Origin of the sequence: Flavobacterium hibisci (genome assembly GCF_020026925.1) — a bacterium.
GTDB lineage: Bacteria > Bacteroidota > Bacteroidia > Flavobacteriales > Flavobacteriaceae > Flavobacterium > Flavobacterium hibisci.
This window is the reverse complement of the sequence record NZ_JAIQDW010000001.1, coordinates 379,577-398,323: the sequence shown is the minus strand read 5'-3', so window position 1 is coordinate 398,323 and position 18,747 is coordinate 379,577. Positions and strand designations below refer to the sequence as shown.

Sequence of the window (18,747 nt, the reverse complement as noted above, 5' to 3'; positions counted from 1 at the left end):
ATTAATTTTTATATTTTTTAAATAGTACACAAGCATTTACATCACCAAAACCAAAACTGGCTTTCGCTACAATATTCAGATCAATATCAAATGTTTTATAAAGCACTTTTGAGGGGTCAATAAGCTTCTCAATATCAGGGTGAAGATCTTCACAATTGGTATTTCCAAATAAAAAACCTTCATAAAGCTGTAGTACGGAAGCGACACTTTCAATACTTCCTGCAGCACTCAGGCAATGGCCGGTCATGCTTTTTAGGGAATTTATATACGGGAAATTATCTCCTTTTCGGTTTAGTGCTTTTGTCCAGTTTTCTATTTCAAGACTGTCTTTTGTAGTAGCGGTGAGATGACCATTTATAGCATCAATACCGGCTGATGAAATTTCCGCATTCTGTATAGCTTCTGTAATACATCGCTGTACTGCAGTGCTGTTTGGAGCCGTCATACTTCCGTTTCCACGCTGACCACCTGAGTTTACATTTCCACCTAAAATTTCAGCATAAATAGTGGCACCACGTTCTAAAGCAGTATCCAAATCTTCAATAAGCAAAGCGCCTGCGCCGCTTCCGGGTACAAATCCTGCTGCTGTTGCACTCATAGGGCGTGAGCCAAGTTCCGGATTCTCATTGTATTTTGAACTGCATACGCGAAGTGCATCAAATCCAGCCCAAATATACGGGCCGCTGTCACCTGTACTTCCTGCTAATATGCGTTTTGCCTTTCCTGATTTTATTCGGTCATAAGCCATTATTATCGCTTCGGTTCCGGTTGAACAGGCTGATGAATTTGTGGTTACCTGATTTCCTAAACCGAGTTTGCCGCCAAGATAAGCACTTATGCCGCTGTTCATAGTCTGAGCCACGACGGTACTCCCTAATTTTCGGGTCTGCAATTCGTCTATTTTATAAATGCTTTCGCGAAATTTATCAATTCCGGAAGTTCCGGATCCAAAAATAGTTCCGCTATCCCAATCCGGCTCGTCATTAATTTCTACTGGTAATCCCGCATTTTTCCAGGCTTCCATACCTGCAACAACACCATACAAAATCCCGGTACTGTTAAACCCGCGCAGTTCAAGATCGGTGAAATATTGCGATTTGAGTTCTTCGGTTATTTCAGGCTTGCCTGCAATCTGACACGAAAATTGAAGTTCCTGCAATTGCGCATCATGCCTTATACCCGATACCCCATTTTTAATAGCAGAGGTAAACGCAGGAATTCCAACACCATTTGGAGCTGCTACACCAAGACCTGTTATTACAACCCGTTTACTCATAATTTTGTCGTTATCATTCCGGCCAAAATTCCTTTACAGACTTCCTGTCCGGCTTCATTTTTCATTACTGCTTCACATTTTAATTTTCCAAACCTGAAAAATGTTTTTTGAGCTGTTACAGTAACTTTTTCATTAGGATAAACCGCTTTTAAAAACTGCATATCGGCAGAAGTGAAAGCAATGACTGTTTCTTTGTTAAAGGCATCACCTAACAGATAGATTCCAAGGCAAACCATGCCTATCTGGGCCATCGTTTCTGTCAGGATTACACCAGGGGTTACAGGATTTCCTTTAAAATGACCTTTATAAAAGTCCAGGTCTTCTTTAAAAGTATAAGTTCCTGAAATACTGTTTTCATCGACATGAAGCAGTTCATCTACAAACAGAAAAGGTTCTGTGTAAGGTAATTTTTCTATAATTTCGTTCAGGTTCATCATTTTATTTTTATCTGATAATTTTTACCATTGCAACAATACTCTTTGAGCAGAAAATCCAGGACCAAAGCTAAGCATTAGTCCTTTTTCTCCGGGTTTTGGATTACTATTCATAATTCTTTCCAAAACATAAAGAACAGTAGCACTCGACATGTTTCCGTATTGTTTTAATACTTCTTTTGTGTCATCAATATTTTTATCCAGGTCTGCAAAAAGAGATTCAACTGTATTGACAATTTTTTTTCCTCCGGGATGAAATATCATATGATCAATATTTTTTATTTCTAAATTATTTTTCTTCAGAAACGGATGGATAATATCTCCAAAGTGAGCCGCAATTGTATCCGGGACTTCAATATCCAATACCATTTGCAAACCGGTATTGGTAAGTTTAAAACCCATCATATGTTCCGCATCATAAAAATGATACATTTGCTCATCCAGTATTTCAGGCCCTTGATCTTCTTCATACGATGATAAAAGACAGCATGCCACGCCATCACCAAAAATAGCAGCACTTACAATATTCGGCATCGAAAAATCATTAAGCTGGAATGTTGCAGTAGGAGACTCTGCTGCTATCACTACAGCACGTTTTCCCGGATTGGCTTTCAGAAAGTTTTTGGCATATATAATACCAGAAATTCCTGCAGCGCAACCCATTTCTGTAACAGGCAAACGCACGATGTCCTGCCTGAGATTCATCTTATTGATCAGATACGCATCTAAAGAAGGAATCATGATACCAGTGCAGCTTACAGTAATAATATAGTCAACGCTTTGCGGATCCCAGCTTGCCTTAGCGAGCGCTTTTTCTAAAACTTTTTCGCCCAAAACAATCATTTCCCGACTGTAAATATCATTTTTATCTTCAAAAGAGGTAGCTGTAAAAACCTCCAGCGGATCCATTATTGAATAACGTTTGCTTACCGCAGCACCTTCAAATATTTTTTTTACTTTTTTTATAAAACGTTCTTCCTGACCCGTCAGCCAGCCATCCAAAAGCGGAAGTATTTCTTCTGTTGTTCTTGAATATTGCGGGAGTTGTTTAACAACAGTTATTATTTTGACACTCATATTTTTGTAATTATCCATTGGTAGCGGAAAGCCCATTTCCAATTTATGGTATAGTTTTTTAAATTCAGTTTTTTTGAAAACTCTTCCAGTTCCTTTTTTCGAAATCCTCTTAAAATAGATACAAGACCATCTTCACGCGACATTTTGCCCAGACTAAAAACGATACAAATCAATTTAAATAGCCTGTAAGCCAATTTACTGCGATGCAAATCATTGATAACAATACCAATGCCTGCGTTATTATTAAAGGTAGTAATTATATTTAATATTTGTTCATCCGTAAAATGGTGCAGCGTGAGGGTGCATAGTACAATATCATAGTTAATTGTAGAAAATTCTTCGCTAAAAATGTCCAGACACAAATACTCAATATTAGAGTAATCGTTAGATAATGTTTGGGCATAATTTACAGTAAAGGCATTAGCATCAATTCCGATAAGCTTAAATTTAAGATTGTTTTTTAATCCAAAATCGGCCAGCATTCTCAGCATATCGCCGTTACCGCAGCCTACATCAGCAATTACGATTGTCTGGGAAACATTAATTTTTTTTATTATTTTTTTTATTCCGTGAAGTGTAACCTGATTGCCTCCAAGCAATTGATTAATACGGGCAATCTGATCAAGAGCAATACGGAGTTCTCTTCCCTGAAGTGAAAAATCGTCCATTATTTCGGCTTCCTGTGTTCTGTATTTTGTGTTTATTGCCATTTAACTTATTGGTTTACCGTGTGTCTGTTTGATTATTTGGGATAATAATGCTGGCATTGAGGCAACGACCGACACAAATATGTTTGTTATTGTTTTATTGGTTAAGACACTTGCCAAAATCCTTCCCATTGCTAATCTCCTGCCGAAATTTTTCTGCCATTGTGCCGCATATTTTTTTTCTAAAATAGCTCTTGAAGTTATTGTTCCTGTATGATATTCAAGTATTAATTCTGATGCTATTTTTGCGCTGTGTATCGCCATCGCCATTCCATTACCACACATTGGATGAATAAGTCCGGCAGCATCGCCAATCATCAAAACATGGTCTTCTACAGGCTGTTTTTTATCAAAAGAAATCTGGCTGATAGTAAGCGGCTTATCAAACAAGAGTGTACTGTTTTCAAAAATAGATTTAAGGTGCTTGTTTTTGTAAAGGACATTTTTTTGATAATCCTCTATATTTTTATATTTTTTGAAAGAAGTATAATCTGCAAGATAACAGATGTTTATGATATCGTTTTCAACCTTTGAAACACCACAGTAACCTCCGTTAAAATTATGAAGTGCTACCTGGTCATTAGCAACATTCCCAGAATAGTGCGCTTTAACCGCCAGCCATGGTGATTTTTTCATTATAAAATCGCGTGCTAAAAACTGATCAATGTTAGAGCGTTTTCCAAAGGCTCCTAAAACTAGTTTTGAATGTATTGTTTGATTTGGTATTGTAACTGAAAATTCATCATTTTCAAAAGAAATATCTGTAACCGTTTCTTTTAAAATAATGCAGCCATTTGATACTGCTTTTTCATATAAAATAGTATCCAGCATGTATCGGCTAATACCAAATCCGCCAAGAGGAAGTTTTGTTCGAGCAATTTTGCCATTTTGAGTTGTAAATTCAAAAAACGAAATCTGTTGGGGATTCGATTGTAAAATATCTATATCAAGCCAAAGAAGATAGGGCAGGACTTCATTAGAAATATATTCTCCGCATACCTTATGCCGCGGATACTCTGATTTTTCGATTAAGATTACCTTTAATCCTTTTTTAGAAAGATGTATAGCTGCTGTCAAACCTGCCAGACCGCCGCCAATGATTATTACATCTGGTTTTGTTTTCATACATCTAATTTAGCAAATAAAGCGCATATAATCTACCTCTTTTGAATTACAGGATTTCACAGAAATAGAAAAACGCCTCAAAATATTGTTATTGAGACGTTTTAATTTTTATTTTTTTTCTTCATTATTCAGTTTATCATCAAACTCAGGTTCTTTTCCTTTGAATTTTTGAGTTTCGGGATCATAATTTTTATCGTTTGTTAAGACTTCATCATGATCTTTATACTGATGTTTTCTTGTATCTACACGGTGATCGGAACTACCGTTTTTAGTGTTTTTCGGATTTTGATTATTTGTGTTCATATCTCTTAACTTTTAAATTTTTTATAAAATTATCTGAAATAAAACAGGTTAACTTATATAATCATTTTGAAAAGTTATAAAATCCCTTTATAATTTATTATGAATCAGTATAGATACGATTTTTTAGTTCCTGAATAATTTCTAAATATCTGTTTTCAAAAATGGACTGATTGACAGGAATTACAACAGATTGAAATAATTTCATTAAATCATCAGAATGATTTGCTACTTTTTTTGCCTGAATATTATAATGAATAAACTTTATCCAGAGGACAGCTTTTAATTCTGTTTCATCTTCATTCCACATTTTCATTTCAACCAGAAGAAGGTTTTCAGTATACTGAATCAATTGAGATTCTATTACTACTATTTCCATGGTGAAGGCTGGTCTTACATAACTTATCTGATTGGAGGCAACAACCCAGCTAAGCCCTGTTGTTTTCATATATTTAAAAATATCCAGATCATAATTTTCTGCAATCTGGTCTTCACGGACATTAATAAAATATTCGAGGTATTTTGAATTGTTTAAATGATTAAAAGGATCACAGTCCTGAAATCTGATTTTTCTTTTTGTTTTTAATATTTTATTCATTTTCGAAATAAATTACACAAATACCAATCGGTATCTGTAAGGTTAAATTTTTTTTATTCTTTTTTAATACTCGCAATCAATATAGTATCAACATGATTCATAGAATTTACTATATAAGACGAATCATCGTGAGTAAATGCCAGAAGTGAGCTGCCTTCCATTAACGATAAAATGATTTGGGCATATTGAAGCGGATTAGTATCTTTTTTGATTTCATTAGTATCAATGCCTTCCTGTATAATATTTACCAATCCGGTAGTAAATCTCAGGGATAATTTTTGAGCTTCTTCAAACAGTAGGGGATTAATAAACTTTGTATCTACACCTACACGCAGCATAGGACATCCGCCACGATCTTTGACTAAATCATAATAACTTCGATGGTAATTTGTTATGGCTTGTAGTTTATTCAAACTGCCTTGCATATTGGCAATTATCCTGAATAGTGGTTTTATGGCCAGATTTACATTTAACTGAAAAGATTTTAATGCTAAATCCTCCTTATTTAAAAAATTGCAATAAATAGCTCCTTTTGTAAGTCCGGTAGCATTAGTTATATCTGAAAGACTAGTTCCAACATAACCTTGCTTATTAAAAATAGGTGCTACTTTATCTAATATAAATTCGGATGTATTCATAATGTTCAAACAGAATAAATTTTGAACAAATATAACAAAAATACCGATCGGTATATGATAACACAAAATTATTAATCACTAGAAAACTAAGTTGTTTTTTAGACTTCTCTTGGATCTCCTTTTAAATAGTTTTTACTGAATTTAAAATATTCTGTAGAAGTTCTTTCGCCTGCCTTACCATCAACTCTTAGTATGCATCCGGCTCTGTTTAAAAGTGTTTGTAATTCTTTGGCTTCATTGGTAACGGTACCGGAGTAGTATAGTGTTTTGTTTCCCAATTCAAGGATTTGTTCCAGTAAGTTCCCATTTGGCAATGTTATGAGCTTTTGTTCGCTCATGCGACGTAACAATACCGCTGCACCGCATTGCTTAGAAATAGCGGTGGGATCATATCGTCCATCCTGGACATATTTTCCTTTTGTATAATGATTAGAATAGCTCCACAAATAAGGCGAATTAATGCCTTGTCTGTAATAACCTAATCCATTATACAATTCAAATTTATAAAGAATTCCGGCAATGCTCCAGTCTGTCCATGTATTAAGTCTGTCATAGATTAAAGCATCTTTGGCGCTTTCTTCCCATGTAAATGGCGGGTTTCCCATTTTTGGACGCCCTACAGGAACTTGTACTGTACGCTCTTTAAGAGGATCACCATTATGTAAATGGGTATCAAATCTTAAACTAGCTTCCATACAATGTATAATTGAAATGACAAACCATGGGATATTTAATCGGTCGCCCACAGATTCATATCTGGCTTTGTTCAAAACCATTTTAGCTATCATTTTGTCAATTTCAGGGTATTTACTATCTCTTATGATACAGGAAGCAAATAATTTTTCGTAATTACTCTTTTTGTCCGGAGGTACTGTTGCCATTGCAGTTGAATTAAATTGATACTATTTTTTAAAATAAGCAGGTTGGCTTATACAGTAGTGGAGCAAATCAAATTTAATAAATAAAATACTGATTTTCAGAAACTTAGTTTGTTTTTAATTAAAAAAAAATAAAAAAACAGTATTTACAGGTGTTATTAACATTAAAAATTATCTTCTGTCAGATAATCATATTAACAAAAATAAGCCCTGTCAATTTGTAACAGGGCATTTATTGCTATTTATGTATGTTTACTTTAATCTTTAAAAAATTTAAGTGTTTTTATTTCCTCTTCATTTTCATTAAATACCTTAATTAGGTAAACTCCTCCAACCAAAGACTGAACATTTACTTCGTGACCACCATTTAATATTTTTTCAAGCACTTTCCCTCCATTAATCTCAAAAACAGCAATTTTACTAATTTTATTTTCAGCATTAAAATACAAAAAATCTTTTACCGGATTTGGGTACAGGGTTAGTGCTACATCAGATTTTATATTATCATCAACAGACAAGAGGGGATTATATGCCTTAATTGCTAAAGAAGTACGAGATTCACAACCACCAATGGATTGGGTTGCATAGTACGTTGTGTTATTCATGAGTAAAGAATTTGAAGGTAATTGATTCGTATAATTGGCTGCGTCCTGAGCAGTGGCATACCATTTAATATTTTGTCCATTCACAGCTAATATCCCTAAATTATCCCCTGCGTTAAAACTTTGTATAGAAACTCCTGTTGGAGAGCTAACTGCATTTGGCTGTGTAATAGTTACGGAACCAGATTTGGTACAGCCATTAGCATCGGTTATTTTTACTTCATATGTACCTGCACTAATATTCATCCTATCTTCAGTAGTTATACCGTCATTCCAGATGGTTGTGTATGGAGCAGTTCCTCCCATTGGAGTTAAATTTATGGCTGAGTCAGATTTTCCATTACAACTAACATTTCTAAAAGACATAATAAAACTAATTCTTTGAGCAAATGACACAAGATTGGTTATTACTTGTGAACCACAATTTCCTGAAGCTACTAATCTATATATGTAATCAGTACTTAATGTTGATGTATCGCTAATAGTCAGCGTTGGTGTATTTGCTCCTGAGTATGGTGGAATGTTCGATATATTAATGTAAGATGACCCACCCATATATACCTGCCACTGATAATTTGTCGCATTACTTACATTAGCAGTAAATGAGATAGCTTCATTAGAGCAAACTTGGCTTGAAAAAGGTTGATTCACAATCTTCGGTGAAGGATTTACAGTAATAGTAAATGTTTTAGGAGTACCTTGACCAGAGGCACCTCCATAGGTTGGTGTAACTGTTATCGTGGAGGTAACTGGCACATTGCTATTATTAATACCTTTAAACGAAGGGATGTTACCTGTGCCAGATGCAGCAAGGCCAATAGAGGTATTGTCATTCGTCCAGTTGTAGGTAACCGGAGGGGGGGTATAAATCAATTGTACCTTTAGTTTTTTTGTTACACCATTACAAGGGTCTCCAAAATTGTCATTCGAAGCAGCAAGACTAAATGAATTTTTTCCTATGGCAGCCGCTTCTACTACGCTTTCACTATTTGCTGAATGGCAGAAACCCCGAAATAAAGTAGTACAGCTACCTGTAGGATTTCCATAACTGGCAAAATATAAATCAGTAAATATAGCACCAAATGGAGCAGATAGGGTTAGATTACTGCCTTCATTTGCCTCTCCGCAAAGCACCCCCAGGTTAACAGGACTACTAAAATTAATTGCACTTACTGAAGAACCATTACAGACTGTTTGATTGTTAATAGTATTAACGTCTGGCTGTGCGTATATTTTAATAAAACAAAAAGTGAAAAATACGACTAGTAAATAAGTATTTTTTTTCATACAAATAGGATTTATCATGTATCTATTAATTATTAATTTTAAGATGTTTATCTTTCTTCTAATTCATAAATTTCATTGCTGCCATTTTCTTTAGATAATTGAGAAGCTCTCTTAGTCATGTATTTTAAATTACCTAAATTTTGAATATAATACCGATTTACAGTTCCTTCAACTTTGATTAGTCTCCATTTTTCATTAATACTTTTTACTTCACTTTTCATAATGGTAATATGATCAGAAAAATATTTATTATTCTTTTTGTTCTTTATAGCGAAAATATCATTCCCGTCATATTGGCTTTCAAAATAAAAATCACAATTTGTTTTTTTATAATCTTTGCTCATTTTTGTTGCATGATCAGTTCTGTACTCCTTATTAGCAATATTTTTCATTGATTTAAGTTTAGAAGGTGGAAGTGGAGACAGATTTACCCTTTTTTTAAGATAAGGATATCTTTCATTGCTTACATATGCCCATTTATGGTTTTTAATTTTATCTGTAGCAATTGCGCTAAATGTACAATTCAGTGCTTTTTCCCAAAGATCTGCATCATTCACTTTATATACACGGGTAATTAAATTTTTTGTGCTATAATTTTTTATAAACTCATTCCATTTATCTTTCTTTTTTGTATCAAAATTGAAAAATACTCTATTTCCTTTTGTCGGAGGAGTCTCGTATTGGGCTCCATCATCACTAAAGCAGAGTCTTGAAGTTAGCAAATCTGGTGAATCAGCGTATTCTTTTTTCCAATCTGGATTCCCTGTTAGACAAAAGATAATTTTCCCTAGCATCTGATCAATTCGAGGCCAGCCTTTCTGAACCACAAATGAACATAAGTCATTATAAGTGTCATTATTTTCTTTTTGTACAGATAAATATAATTTACCAGGTGTATAAATTATTGATTCATCAAAATATTTCTTCAAATATTGATCTATTCTGTCACCAAAATCCAAATAACCACCTTCACTACTTTTAATATCAATATAAACAACTACAGGTAAATGTGTTGGATTGTTATTATGCCAGCCAAAAATATACCCTAACCATTCGTCAAGATGGGATGCAGTAGTGTTGCCTGGGGTATGTGACACTTTAAAATAGCCGCTGGTTATTTCTCCGTTTTTATAATCTTTAGATTGCCTGATTATATCAAGTTCAATGGCCATACAGCCATTTTGATAAGGTGTTGTAGGATCAAATTCTAATTGTTCAGAAATTGTTTCACTACGCTCATAAGAGTTATGTGAAGCTTTAAATGAAATATCACCAAATGTTAAGGAAGTAGAATTTTTCATAAGTCTTAGTTTAGTTTTATTTGTAAGTTTAAAACTAATAACTTCTGATCTAATCTTTTAAAAAATGTTCTGAAACCTCATTTCTTTGTTCTAAAACATCGCTTAAAACTTTTTGGATATTTTAAAAATCTTGTCTTCTATAAACAGCTTATCATTTACAATTTTTGAAATATGATACGGATTTACACCCACACTGCGGTTAATTCTTTTGAAATGTTTAGAAGGAAAAACTTCCTCCAGATAGGTCATTGTTGTTCGTAGAATCTGGTTTTTACCTGACTTTAAATGTATTTCAACATACACATGATCTGCTTCAGCAAAGAGAAAATCTTTAGACTGAAAATAATAGATCTGTTTCCCAAGTTCAATTTTAAAAATTATATCGTCATTTGTTAAAGCAAGCTTTATCGCAGTAATCAGGTTAACACTGTCAACTGGTTTAGAAAGATAGGCTGATGGCTTGAGATTCGTTATTTTTTCAAGAGTACCGGGATCAGTCAGTGCGGTAGTAAAAATAAAAGGAATAGAAATATTATTATTAATAAAATTTGCTAAATCAAGGCCCGTTTTGTCTCCTGAAAGGGAAATATCTATGAGAACCAGATCAAACGGTTTATGTGACAAGAGCATTTTAGCTTCTTCAAAGTCATGGACAATTTCGGAAATGAAATCTTTATCCAGCATTTTCTTTAATGAGAATGCTATTAAAACTTCGTCTTCTACAATTAATATTCTGCATTTATACTCTGACATAGGGAAATACTATTTTATAATTTGCATTTTCTCTTGTATAATTTCCTTTTAACTGTTTCACCATCCCTTCAATAATTAAAAGCCCTAAAGAGCTGTGGTTGTTCTCAAAGCAGAAAACTGCTCCATTATCTGAATAGTTTAATTCAATTTCATTGTTTGTTTTTACAAGCTCAAGATGTATAACAAGCTGTTCATGTCCTGATTGAGCATGTTTTATAGAATTTGTAACTAATTCATTCAAGAGCAATCCAAGAGAGAGAATTTTATCAACATTAAAATAAACCGGTTGGATATCATTACTATAAATGAAAGGTCTTAATGCACTATTTTGATGTGATTCAATAATTTTATTGATGTAATCTGATGCTTCAATCAGATCATTATCTTTATGATTCACACTATACGAATAAAATTCGTGAGCAATAGTTATTGTTTTAATACGCTGGTGCAGATCGTCAAATATTGTTTTGTAATTTTTATTTTTTGACTGATCTTTCTGGAAATCAATCAGACTTAAAATCACTGCAAGGTTATTTTTTACGCGGTGATTCAATTCCTGAACAAGAAATTGTTTCTCTTCTACATTAGCTTTTAAAGCAACATTGTTTTCAGATATTTTTTGTTTCTGGATTTCGATTTTTCTTTCATTTTTCTTAATCTTCCAGGTAAAAAAAGCTAAAACAAGAATCGAAATAAAAAGTGTTGTATTTAGTATTCTTGTACTTTTGATATCTTTTTGAAGCAATTGCTTTTCAGACTTCTCTTTAGCAAAATTATATGCTGTTTCAAGTTCTTTGATTTTAATATCACGTTGTTCGTTATTATATTTTTTGTACAATTCTGAAGCAATTTTATAATAATATAAAGCTGAATCAGCATTGTTTTGCTTTTCCAGAATTTCGCTCTTGGTTTTAAAAACATTGGCTTTATAATCTAAAACATTTGATTTTGATGAGATTACAATAGCAGAATCTATATATATAGTAGCTTTTTTGTAATCATGTCGCACAAAATAAAAACGACTCAAATTGCTATACATTGAAATAATCGCCTCATAATGATTTAATTGCTTGTACAAATAAAGCGCACGATTGTAATGCATTAATTCTGCTTCAGGATTTTTTTTTCGGTTACCAAGTCCCAAGATGAGTTCCACAACAGGCATGTTTACTTTATCGTGGATAGATTCAGCATATTTTTTTGCCTGAAGTGCAAGTCCATATGCTTTTTTTGAAAAACCATTGACCCTGTAATAAGAAGATTTTCGGATAAGGAAATTAGTGTAGTTTTTAACTTTAAATTCAGGGTGTTTTAAAAGTATTTCTTCCGCTTTTTTTAATTCTGACAAACAGGATTTGCCAGCATCATTAATTTCGTAAATAAGCGCCCTTTCGACATGAATTTTTAGTTTTTGCTCTTCTGTAATTTCAGAATCAGCTAAAAGATTTTGAGAAAGTTTAAAGGCTTCATCATAAAGGCCAAATTCTGTCAGGATTTTTGTTTTTATGACATCGAGCTCATTTTTTTCCAAATCACTAAAATATTCTCTATTGTTGTTTATGATGGCTAATGCATTTTTGAAATCAGAATACACTATTTTCTGCTCAAGATCCTGTTTCAGTGACTGAAAAGAATTTTGACCAAAACAAAAAAAGCATAAACAAATCAGAAAAATGCTGTAATAAAATCTCACCGATTAACAAATTTAGAAAAATGAATTATTGTTCTACCATTCAAATATAGGAGTTTCACTAATCTCCATGCTACAAATGTTCTGAATTGTTCATAGTTTGTTCTAAATCGTTATATCGATCAGCCATAAATAAGCTTTCATTGTTTAAATAAAAACATCTAACTGATTAACAATTAATTACAAATGCACATTTTGTAATCAAAGAGTAAAATTCTGTAAAAAGAAAGAGAGTTTGAATTCTAAATTTGGAAATATTAATCTCAAAAAAATAATATTATGAAAACTACAGAAACAAAAAAACCAAGTACAAAAAAAACACCTGCAAAACAAACCGAGTCGAAAGGCAGAACGATAAAAGCTAAATCTGATGCTGCAGAAGGATTAAGAGAATTATTTATAGATTCATTAAAAGATATTTACTGGGCTGAGAAAGCTTTAACAAAAGCACTTCCAAAAATGGCTAAAAATGCTACTTCAGAAAATCTTATTACAGCTATAAATGAACACTTAACTGTTACTGAAGGACAAGTTGAAAGACTGGAGCAGGTTTTTGAAATTTTAGGAGAAAAAGCCTCCGCAAAAAAATGTGATGCGATGGAAGGTCTGATAAAAGAGGGTGAAAGTATAATGGAGGAAACACAAGAAGGAGCGGTTCGCGATGCAGGAATCATCAGTGCTTCGCAAAAAATCGAACATTATGAAATTGCTTCTTACGGCACTCTTGCCGCATTTGCTTTGACATTAAATGAAGAAGAAGCCGCAGCTTTATTACAACAGACATTAGAAGAAGAAAAAGATGCAGATACAATTCTGACAGAGGCTGCTTACAATACCATTAATTTTGATGCTTCAGAGGATGAAGATATAAAAGGCGAAGAATAATCTGTCTGCTCAACAGAATGTCTGAAATGATAAAACCTGTAAATCTCAATGACTTACAGGTTTTATCATTTTTTTATATAGATAGTTGTCTTTTTTCAAAAAAACATAAAGTCTATCTGCTTTAACTTAACATCCCGTTTATGTTTAAATAAAGTTACGGTTGTATCCTTGCGAGTTAAAAAACAAATTAATGATCCGGACACAATTTTTATTTTACATTTTCACAGCATATTCATTTGGACAACACATAAAATTTCAAAATTCTACCACAAATCAGGGCTTATCTAATAATTCAATACTTATTATCGAAAGTGATAAAGAGGGCGGATCCTGGATTGCTGCCGAAGCATTTTCCCAGTCTGTATTATTTTATATCCTGTTCTCAGGATTTATAGTGCTAATCTGTATGGTCATCGTTTATTTAAAAAATAAAATGATCCTTAGCCAGCAAAAATACCTTGAGGAACTTGTAAAAGTACGTACACATGTGATTGAAAAGCAGAAAAAAAACCTTCAAGAAATTAATGCTGAACTTGATCAGAAAAACAGAGAGATAATAGAGCAAAAAGAAAAACTCCTGATTCTTCACAGCAATTTTAAAAACCAGAATTTTGAAATTGAAAAGTTCAAGACTTATATGCTGGCCGAATTTCAGGAACCAATAACAAAAATAATTGAAATTTCCAGTTCTTTTAAGCAGGATAATGGACTCCAAAAGGATTTACTTTTTCAATCAGGAAAACTGGTGAACCTGATATCTGAATGGAATTACCTTGAACATATTAAAGATCTTGGCCCAATAAAAAAAACAGTCATTGATCTTTTTCCTGTCTTAAAAAACAATGTTGAAAAACTAAAAAAGGATCTGCAGGAAAATCAGGTAAATTTTAATTGCGAAATAGAAAATACTACTTTCTTCGCTGAAACAGATGTACTAAGGTTAAAATTGTCATTACAGTATTTTTTTAATGATTTCTGTAAATATTCGGATCAGAACAGCGCCTTGCGTGTTGTTATTGCTTTGAGTGATAATTTATTGAAAATTAAGGTTGCTTCAGATAGTATTATACTGAAAAACAATTGGAACAACATTTTGAGTTACAGTCCGTATTTTAACGCTTTACAGGTTTTATTGCAGGACCTGAAAGGCGAACTTATTCCTTCTTCAGAAGAACAATTTCAAATAGCATTGCACATTCCGGTAGAAGTTATTGATTCAGGAATGAGTATAAAAGAAACAATTTCATGGAAAAATTTTAATTATCAGGATTTTTCTTCTGATAAAAAGTATCTTTTGGTTTTTGGGGATTCGTATAATAATCCCGCAGCCAATCAGGTATTGGAAAACGAAAACTACAACCTGATTTTTGAAAATTCTGTTTCTAATTTGAATGCGGTACTAAAACAAATAGATATTTCAGCTCTGGTTTTCTATCAGGCTGCATTTACGAAAGAACTTATTAGTTTTTTAAAACAAAAACCGAATATAAAAATTCCCATTATTTATATCTCAGAGCATATCAATTATGAAATGGATGAGCAGTTACTGGAAATGGGCATAGAAACCCATATAAAATTACCTGCGGGTTCGTCCTTTATTAGAAAGAAGATTGACAGTCTCATTAATCAAAATAAAGAACCTTTCAGAGAATACAAAATGCAGGAAAAAATATTTGAAATCCTGACAGAAGACAGTGACCATGTTACTTCAAATGAAAAACTTTTAAAAAGAGCGTTAGATATTATTAAAGCAGAATTACAGAACCCTTCATTTAATGTAGAAATGCTTGTAGATCAATTGGGAATTTCGAGAGTTAAATGCTATCGCCTGTTTAAAGAAACCCTGAATCAGTCGCCTTCTGATATGCTAATGTCACTTCGATTACAAAAAGCCGAATTTTTACTAAAAACAAAGAAATTGAATATCTCCGAAGTGAGTTTTGAGTGCGGTTATAACGATCCAAAATACTTTGGACGCTCTTTCAAAAAATATTTTGGTAAAAGTCCGAAGGAGTATAAAGAATATTCTGCTTAGTAGTATTGTTAGGGCTGGATTTGTAAAAAGTTAGCCCAGTGTTAAGAAACAATAATACCCTTTTTTGCTGTTAATTCTGCACTAATTTGAACCAAAAGTCCGCTTTTAGAAAACAAAAATCCTCCTGTTAGCAAGATCGTTCCGATACTTTTGGCAAAACATAAAATAACTTAATTAAATGAAAAAAATTTATGCATTATTAATTCTTGCCTTAGGATGCATGTCGCATACCTATTCGCAGGAATCAGTATCAGGAATTGTCGTTTCTGATCTTGAAAAGAACCCTGTTCCGGGAGTCTCTGTGTATATTAAAGGAGAACCAAAAGGAGCCGTTACAACAGATTTTGACGGAAACTTTAAAATTAAAGTACAGCAAAATGAAGGTATTTTAGTTTTTTCTTATGTTGGGTTTAAAACCAAAGAAGTTGCCTATTCAGGCACTCAAAAACTAACTGTATCCATGACAGAAGAAGTTAGTGCTTTAAACGAAGTAGTAGTGGTAGGATATGGCTCTCAGAAAAGATCTGATGTTACAGGGGCAATTTCTTCTCTAAAAAGTGAAAACTTCAATAAAGGGGTAATAGCCAATACAGGACAATTGCTTCAGGGTAAAGTTGCCGGTGTAAACGTTACTGCAGCTAGTGGCGAGCCGGGCGCTAACCAGGATATTATTATTCGCGGAGTTGGAAGTTTACGCTCAGGAACAACGCCGCTTTATGTCGTGGATGGATTTGCCTTAGATAATACGAATAATGGTGTGGCTTCAAATCCGTTGAATTTCATCAATTCTCAGGATATCGAAAGTATTGATGTTCTTAAAGACGCATCTGCGGCGGCTATTTACGGTTCAAGAGCTGCAAATGGTGTAATTGTAATTACAACTAAAAAAGGTGCGAAAGGTAATGCTAAAATTAACCTTTCGATGACCACAGGATTTTCAACGTTGGCTAATAAAGTAGATGTATTTAGTGCTGATGAGTTTAGAAAACAGGTTGCTGCAGTAAACGGAACACTAAAAGACGGTGGAGCAAATACAGACTGGCAGGATCAATTAACCAGAACAGGAGTGTCTCAAAACCTAAATTTATCGATGAGTGGAGGAACCGACAAGTCAACCTATTCAGCATCTGTTGGTATAGATAATCAAGAGGGAATATTTGAAAACAGTGATTTGAAACGTTATTCAGGACGTTTGAACTTAAATCAAAAGGCTTTTAATGATAAGCTTAATATTGCTTTTAATATGACTGCCACTAAACTTGAAAATTCAAGACCGGATACCAGAACCATAGTAGGCAATATGCTGACAATGAATCCTACAGATGCGATTACTATTGATGGAGAACCTAATGTTAATTTAAGTAACAATGTTTTGAATCCTTTAATCAGTCAGAGAATTTACTCTGATGAGACGAACAACAATCGTATTTTAGCGAATATTGCTCCCTCTTACGAATTCATAAAAGGATTAACTTATAAATTCAATCTTGGAGTTGATTATTCCATGTCTGAAAGAGACATTCAACAAATACCATACGCACTGTATGCTGATAAAGAAAATGGTACTTTGAACAATATCAATACCACTAACAATAATATTTTATATGAAAATACTTTAACCTATAATTTCAACGTAAAGGCTCACAGTTTTACCATTTTAGCCGGGCAGTCCTACCAGAAAGTACAGGTAAATCAAAAGAACTATAATTTTGAAGGATTTGCCGATAATGGAATAGAACCAAAAAATCAGCTAGAGACAATTGTCAAATCTACAGGTCATAATTCATCTGCAGTAGAAAATGAGCTTCAGTCTTTCTTCGGAAGAGTAAATTATGGCTATGAAAATAAATATATGCTTACAGCCACGATGCGTGCTGACGGATCTTCTAAATTTGGTAAAAACAACAGATACGGTTACTTCCCTTCTGTTGCATTAGGATGGAACATTACAAATGAAGATTTTTTAAAAGGATCTGAAGTTGTTAATAACCTAAAACTAAGATCAAGCTGGGGTCAGACTGGAGTCCAGGAAATTCCTTCTAAAATAACCAAAGCAAGTTATACAGAAAGTAACTCTGGAAACAATACCTATCCTTTAGATCCTTCTGCAACAGATTTAGGTGGATATCCTTATGGTTCAGTTTTTACCCGTCTGGCTAATCCGAATATTCAGTGGGAGGTTTCAACACAAACCAATGTAGGTCTGGATTTTAGTTTGTTCAATAACAGATTATCAGGTACTATTGACTATTTTAACAAGATTTCGGAAAGTATTTTATTAGAAGTGACACCTGTAGATCCTATTCAGCCTGCAAAAACGTATTGGACTAACATTCCTAATATGGAGATCAAAAATAGTGGTATTGAATTAGCTTTGGATTATAGTAGTGACAAAACTAAAGATTTCTCCTATAGTATTGGTGGAAATATATCATTTACCGATAACAAAGTAGAAAATTCCCCTTATAAAATATTAACAACAGGAGGAGCACAGGGAGGTGGTCAATCCGGAGCAACAATAAACGGAGCGCTTAATGGATATTCTATTGGTTCTTTTTATATGCAAAAATTCATAGGAATCGGTGCTGATGGTCGTAGCCAATATCAAGATACAAATCCAGACGGAGAGATTAAGGATGATGATCGTATCGTGGCAGGAAGTGCATTACCAGATTATATTTATGCTTTTTATCTAAACTTTAAATATAAAAATTTTGATTTAGGTTTAAATTTTAATGGTGCTGGTGGAAATAAAATTTACAACCACGTTGCAATGACTTCGTTCAATAGAGGTCAGCTTGCAAATTCTTTTAACACTACAGACAGGGCATCGGAATTTTCTGATGAAGCTACAATTAATTCGAATACTGTTTCTACCAGATATTTGGAAGATGGAAGTTTTTTAAGATTAAATAATGCAACCCTTGGATATAATTTAAATCCAAAAATGATTGGACTGGATAATGTAATGGATAACATACGTCTTTCAGTAACAGGACAAAACTTATTTGTGATTACAAAGTACAGTGGATATGACCCTGAAATAAACACTGGGACTTCAGTGAACGAAATTCAGTCTTTTGGAATTGATTACTTCAGCTATCCTAGAAGCAGAACCATTTCATTTGGTCTAAATGCAGCATTTTAATCAAAAATAACAT

16 protein-coding genes are annotated in these 18,747 nt (G+C 33.3%); 3 read left to right on the top strand and 13 right to left on the bottom strand.

Annotation, left to right across the window (positions count from 1 at the left end; translation table 11 throughout):
* Window position 1: 1 nt before the first annotated feature.
* The 13 genes from K8B81_RS01430 to K8B81_RS21040 all read right to left on the bottom strand — a co-directional run bounded on the left by K8B81_RS01430 (window position 2) and on the right by K8B81_RS21040 (window position 12,669).
* Window positions 2–1,276 carry a beta-ketoacyl-[acyl-carrier-protein] synthase family protein gene (locus K8B81_RS01430; RefSeq protein WP_223678301.1) on the bottom strand — a complete coding sequence of 425 codons (1,275 nt, stop codon included), beginning with the start codon at window positions 1,274–1,276 and terminating at the stop codon, window positions 2–4.
* Window positions 1,273–1,710 (bottom strand): 3-hydroxyacyl-ACP dehydratase FabZ family protein, encoded by a 438-nt coding sequence (locus K8B81_RS01425; protein ID WP_025572720.1) that lies wholly within the window; start codon window positions 1,708–1,710, stop codon window positions 1,273–1,275. The genes K8B81_RS01430 and K8B81_RS01425 overlap by 4 nt, the downstream gene beginning before the upstream one ends.
* Window positions 1,711–1,734: 24 nt before the next feature.
* Window positions 1,735–2,787: a type III polyketide synthase gene (locus tag K8B81_RS01420; protein ID WP_223678299.1), complete on the bottom strand. Its 1,053-nt coding sequence runs from the start codon at window positions 2,785–2,787 to the stop codon at window positions 1,735–1,737.
* Window positions 2,784–3,497 carry a methyltransferase domain-containing protein gene (locus K8B81_RS01415; protein WP_025572723.1) on the bottom strand — a complete coding sequence of 238 codons (714 nt, stop codon included), beginning with the start codon at window positions 3,495–3,497 and terminating at the stop codon, window positions 2,784–2,786. Before K8B81_RS01415 ends, K8B81_RS01420 begins: the two co-directional genes overlap by 4 nt.
* Window positions 3,498–4,619 carry an NAD(P)/FAD-dependent oxidoreductase gene (locus tag K8B81_RS01410; protein WP_223678297.1) on the bottom strand — a complete coding sequence of 374 codons (1,122 nt, stop codon included), beginning with the start codon at window positions 4,617–4,619 and terminating at the stop codon, window positions 3,498–3,500. It abuts the gene before it with no gap.
* 108 nt (window positions 4,620–4,727) lie between these two features.
* Window positions 4,728–4,922, bottom strand: a complete 195-nt coding sequence (locus K8B81_RS01405) for a hypothetical protein (RefSeq protein ID WP_223678295.1) — start codon at window positions 4,920–4,922, stop codon at window positions 4,728–4,730.
* A gap of 97 nt (window positions 4,923–5,019) precedes the next feature.
* Window positions 5,020–5,517 carry an acyl-CoA thioesterase gene (locus K8B81_RS01400; protein WP_223678293.1) on the bottom strand — a complete coding sequence of 166 codons (498 nt, stop codon included), beginning with the start codon at window positions 5,515–5,517 and terminating at the stop codon, window positions 5,020–5,022.
* A gap of 53 nt (window positions 5,518–5,570) precedes the next feature.
* Window positions 5,571–6,155 (bottom strand): TetR/AcrR family transcriptional regulator, encoded by a 585-nt coding sequence (locus K8B81_RS01395; RefSeq protein WP_223678292.1) that lies wholly within the window; start codon window positions 6,153–6,155, stop codon window positions 5,571–5,573.
* Window positions 6,156–6,253: 98 nt separating this feature from the next.
* A complete protein-coding gene (locus K8B81_RS01390) occupies window positions 6,254–7,036 on the bottom strand; it encodes a hypothetical protein (protein ID WP_223678290.1) in 783 nt (260 codons plus the stop codon).
* 254 nt (window positions 7,037–7,290) lie between these two features.
* On the bottom strand, window positions 7,291–8,940 hold the full coding sequence (locus tag K8B81_RS01385; protein WP_223678281.1) for a T9SS type A sorting domain-containing protein: 1,650 nt from the start codon (window positions 8,938–8,940) through the stop codon (window positions 7,291–7,293).
* A gap of 29 nt (window positions 8,941–8,969) precedes the next feature.
* Window positions 8,970–10,223 (bottom strand): Ca2+-dependent phosphoinositide-specific phospholipase C, encoded by a 1,254-nt coding sequence (locus tag K8B81_RS01380; RefSeq protein ID WP_223678279.1) that lies wholly within the window; start codon window positions 10,221–10,223, stop codon window positions 8,970–8,972.
* 102 nt (window positions 10,224–10,325) lie between these two features.
* A complete protein-coding gene (locus K8B81_RS01375) occupies window positions 10,326–10,976 on the bottom strand; it encodes a response regulator transcription factor (protein WP_025572465.1) in 651 nt (216 codons plus the stop codon).
* A complete protein-coding gene (locus K8B81_RS21040; protein ID WP_223678277.1) occupies window positions 10,963–12,669 on the bottom strand; it encodes a sensor histidine kinase in 1,707 nt (568 codons plus the stop codon). The genes K8B81_RS01375 and K8B81_RS21040 overlap by 14 nt, the downstream gene beginning before the upstream one ends.
* A gap of 276 nt (window positions 12,670–12,945) precedes the next feature.
* Between K8B81_RS21040 and K8B81_RS01365 the strand changes: the two genes are divergently transcribed.
* From K8B81_RS01365 to K8B81_RS01355, 3 genes are all read left to right on the top strand, one after another.
* Window positions 12,946–13,551, top strand: coding sequence for a YciE/YciF ferroxidase family protein (locus K8B81_RS01365; protein WP_223678275.1), 606 nt, complete (start codon window positions 12,946–12,948; stop codon window positions 13,549–13,551).
* Window positions 13,552–13,741: 190 nt separating this feature from the next.
* Complete coding sequence (locus K8B81_RS01360) at window positions 13,742–15,586, top strand: helix-turn-helix domain-containing protein (protein WP_223678273.1); 1,845 nt, start codon at window positions 13,742–13,744, stop codon at window positions 15,584–15,586.
* A 178-nt stretch (window positions 15,587–15,764) separates the two neighbouring features.
* Window positions 15,765–18,734, top strand: coding sequence for a SusC/RagA family TonB-linked outer membrane protein (locus tag K8B81_RS01355; RefSeq protein WP_223678271.1), 2,970 nt, complete (start codon window positions 15,765–15,767; stop codon window positions 18,732–18,734).
* The last annotated feature ends 13 nt before the right edge of the window (window positions 18,735–18,747 follow it).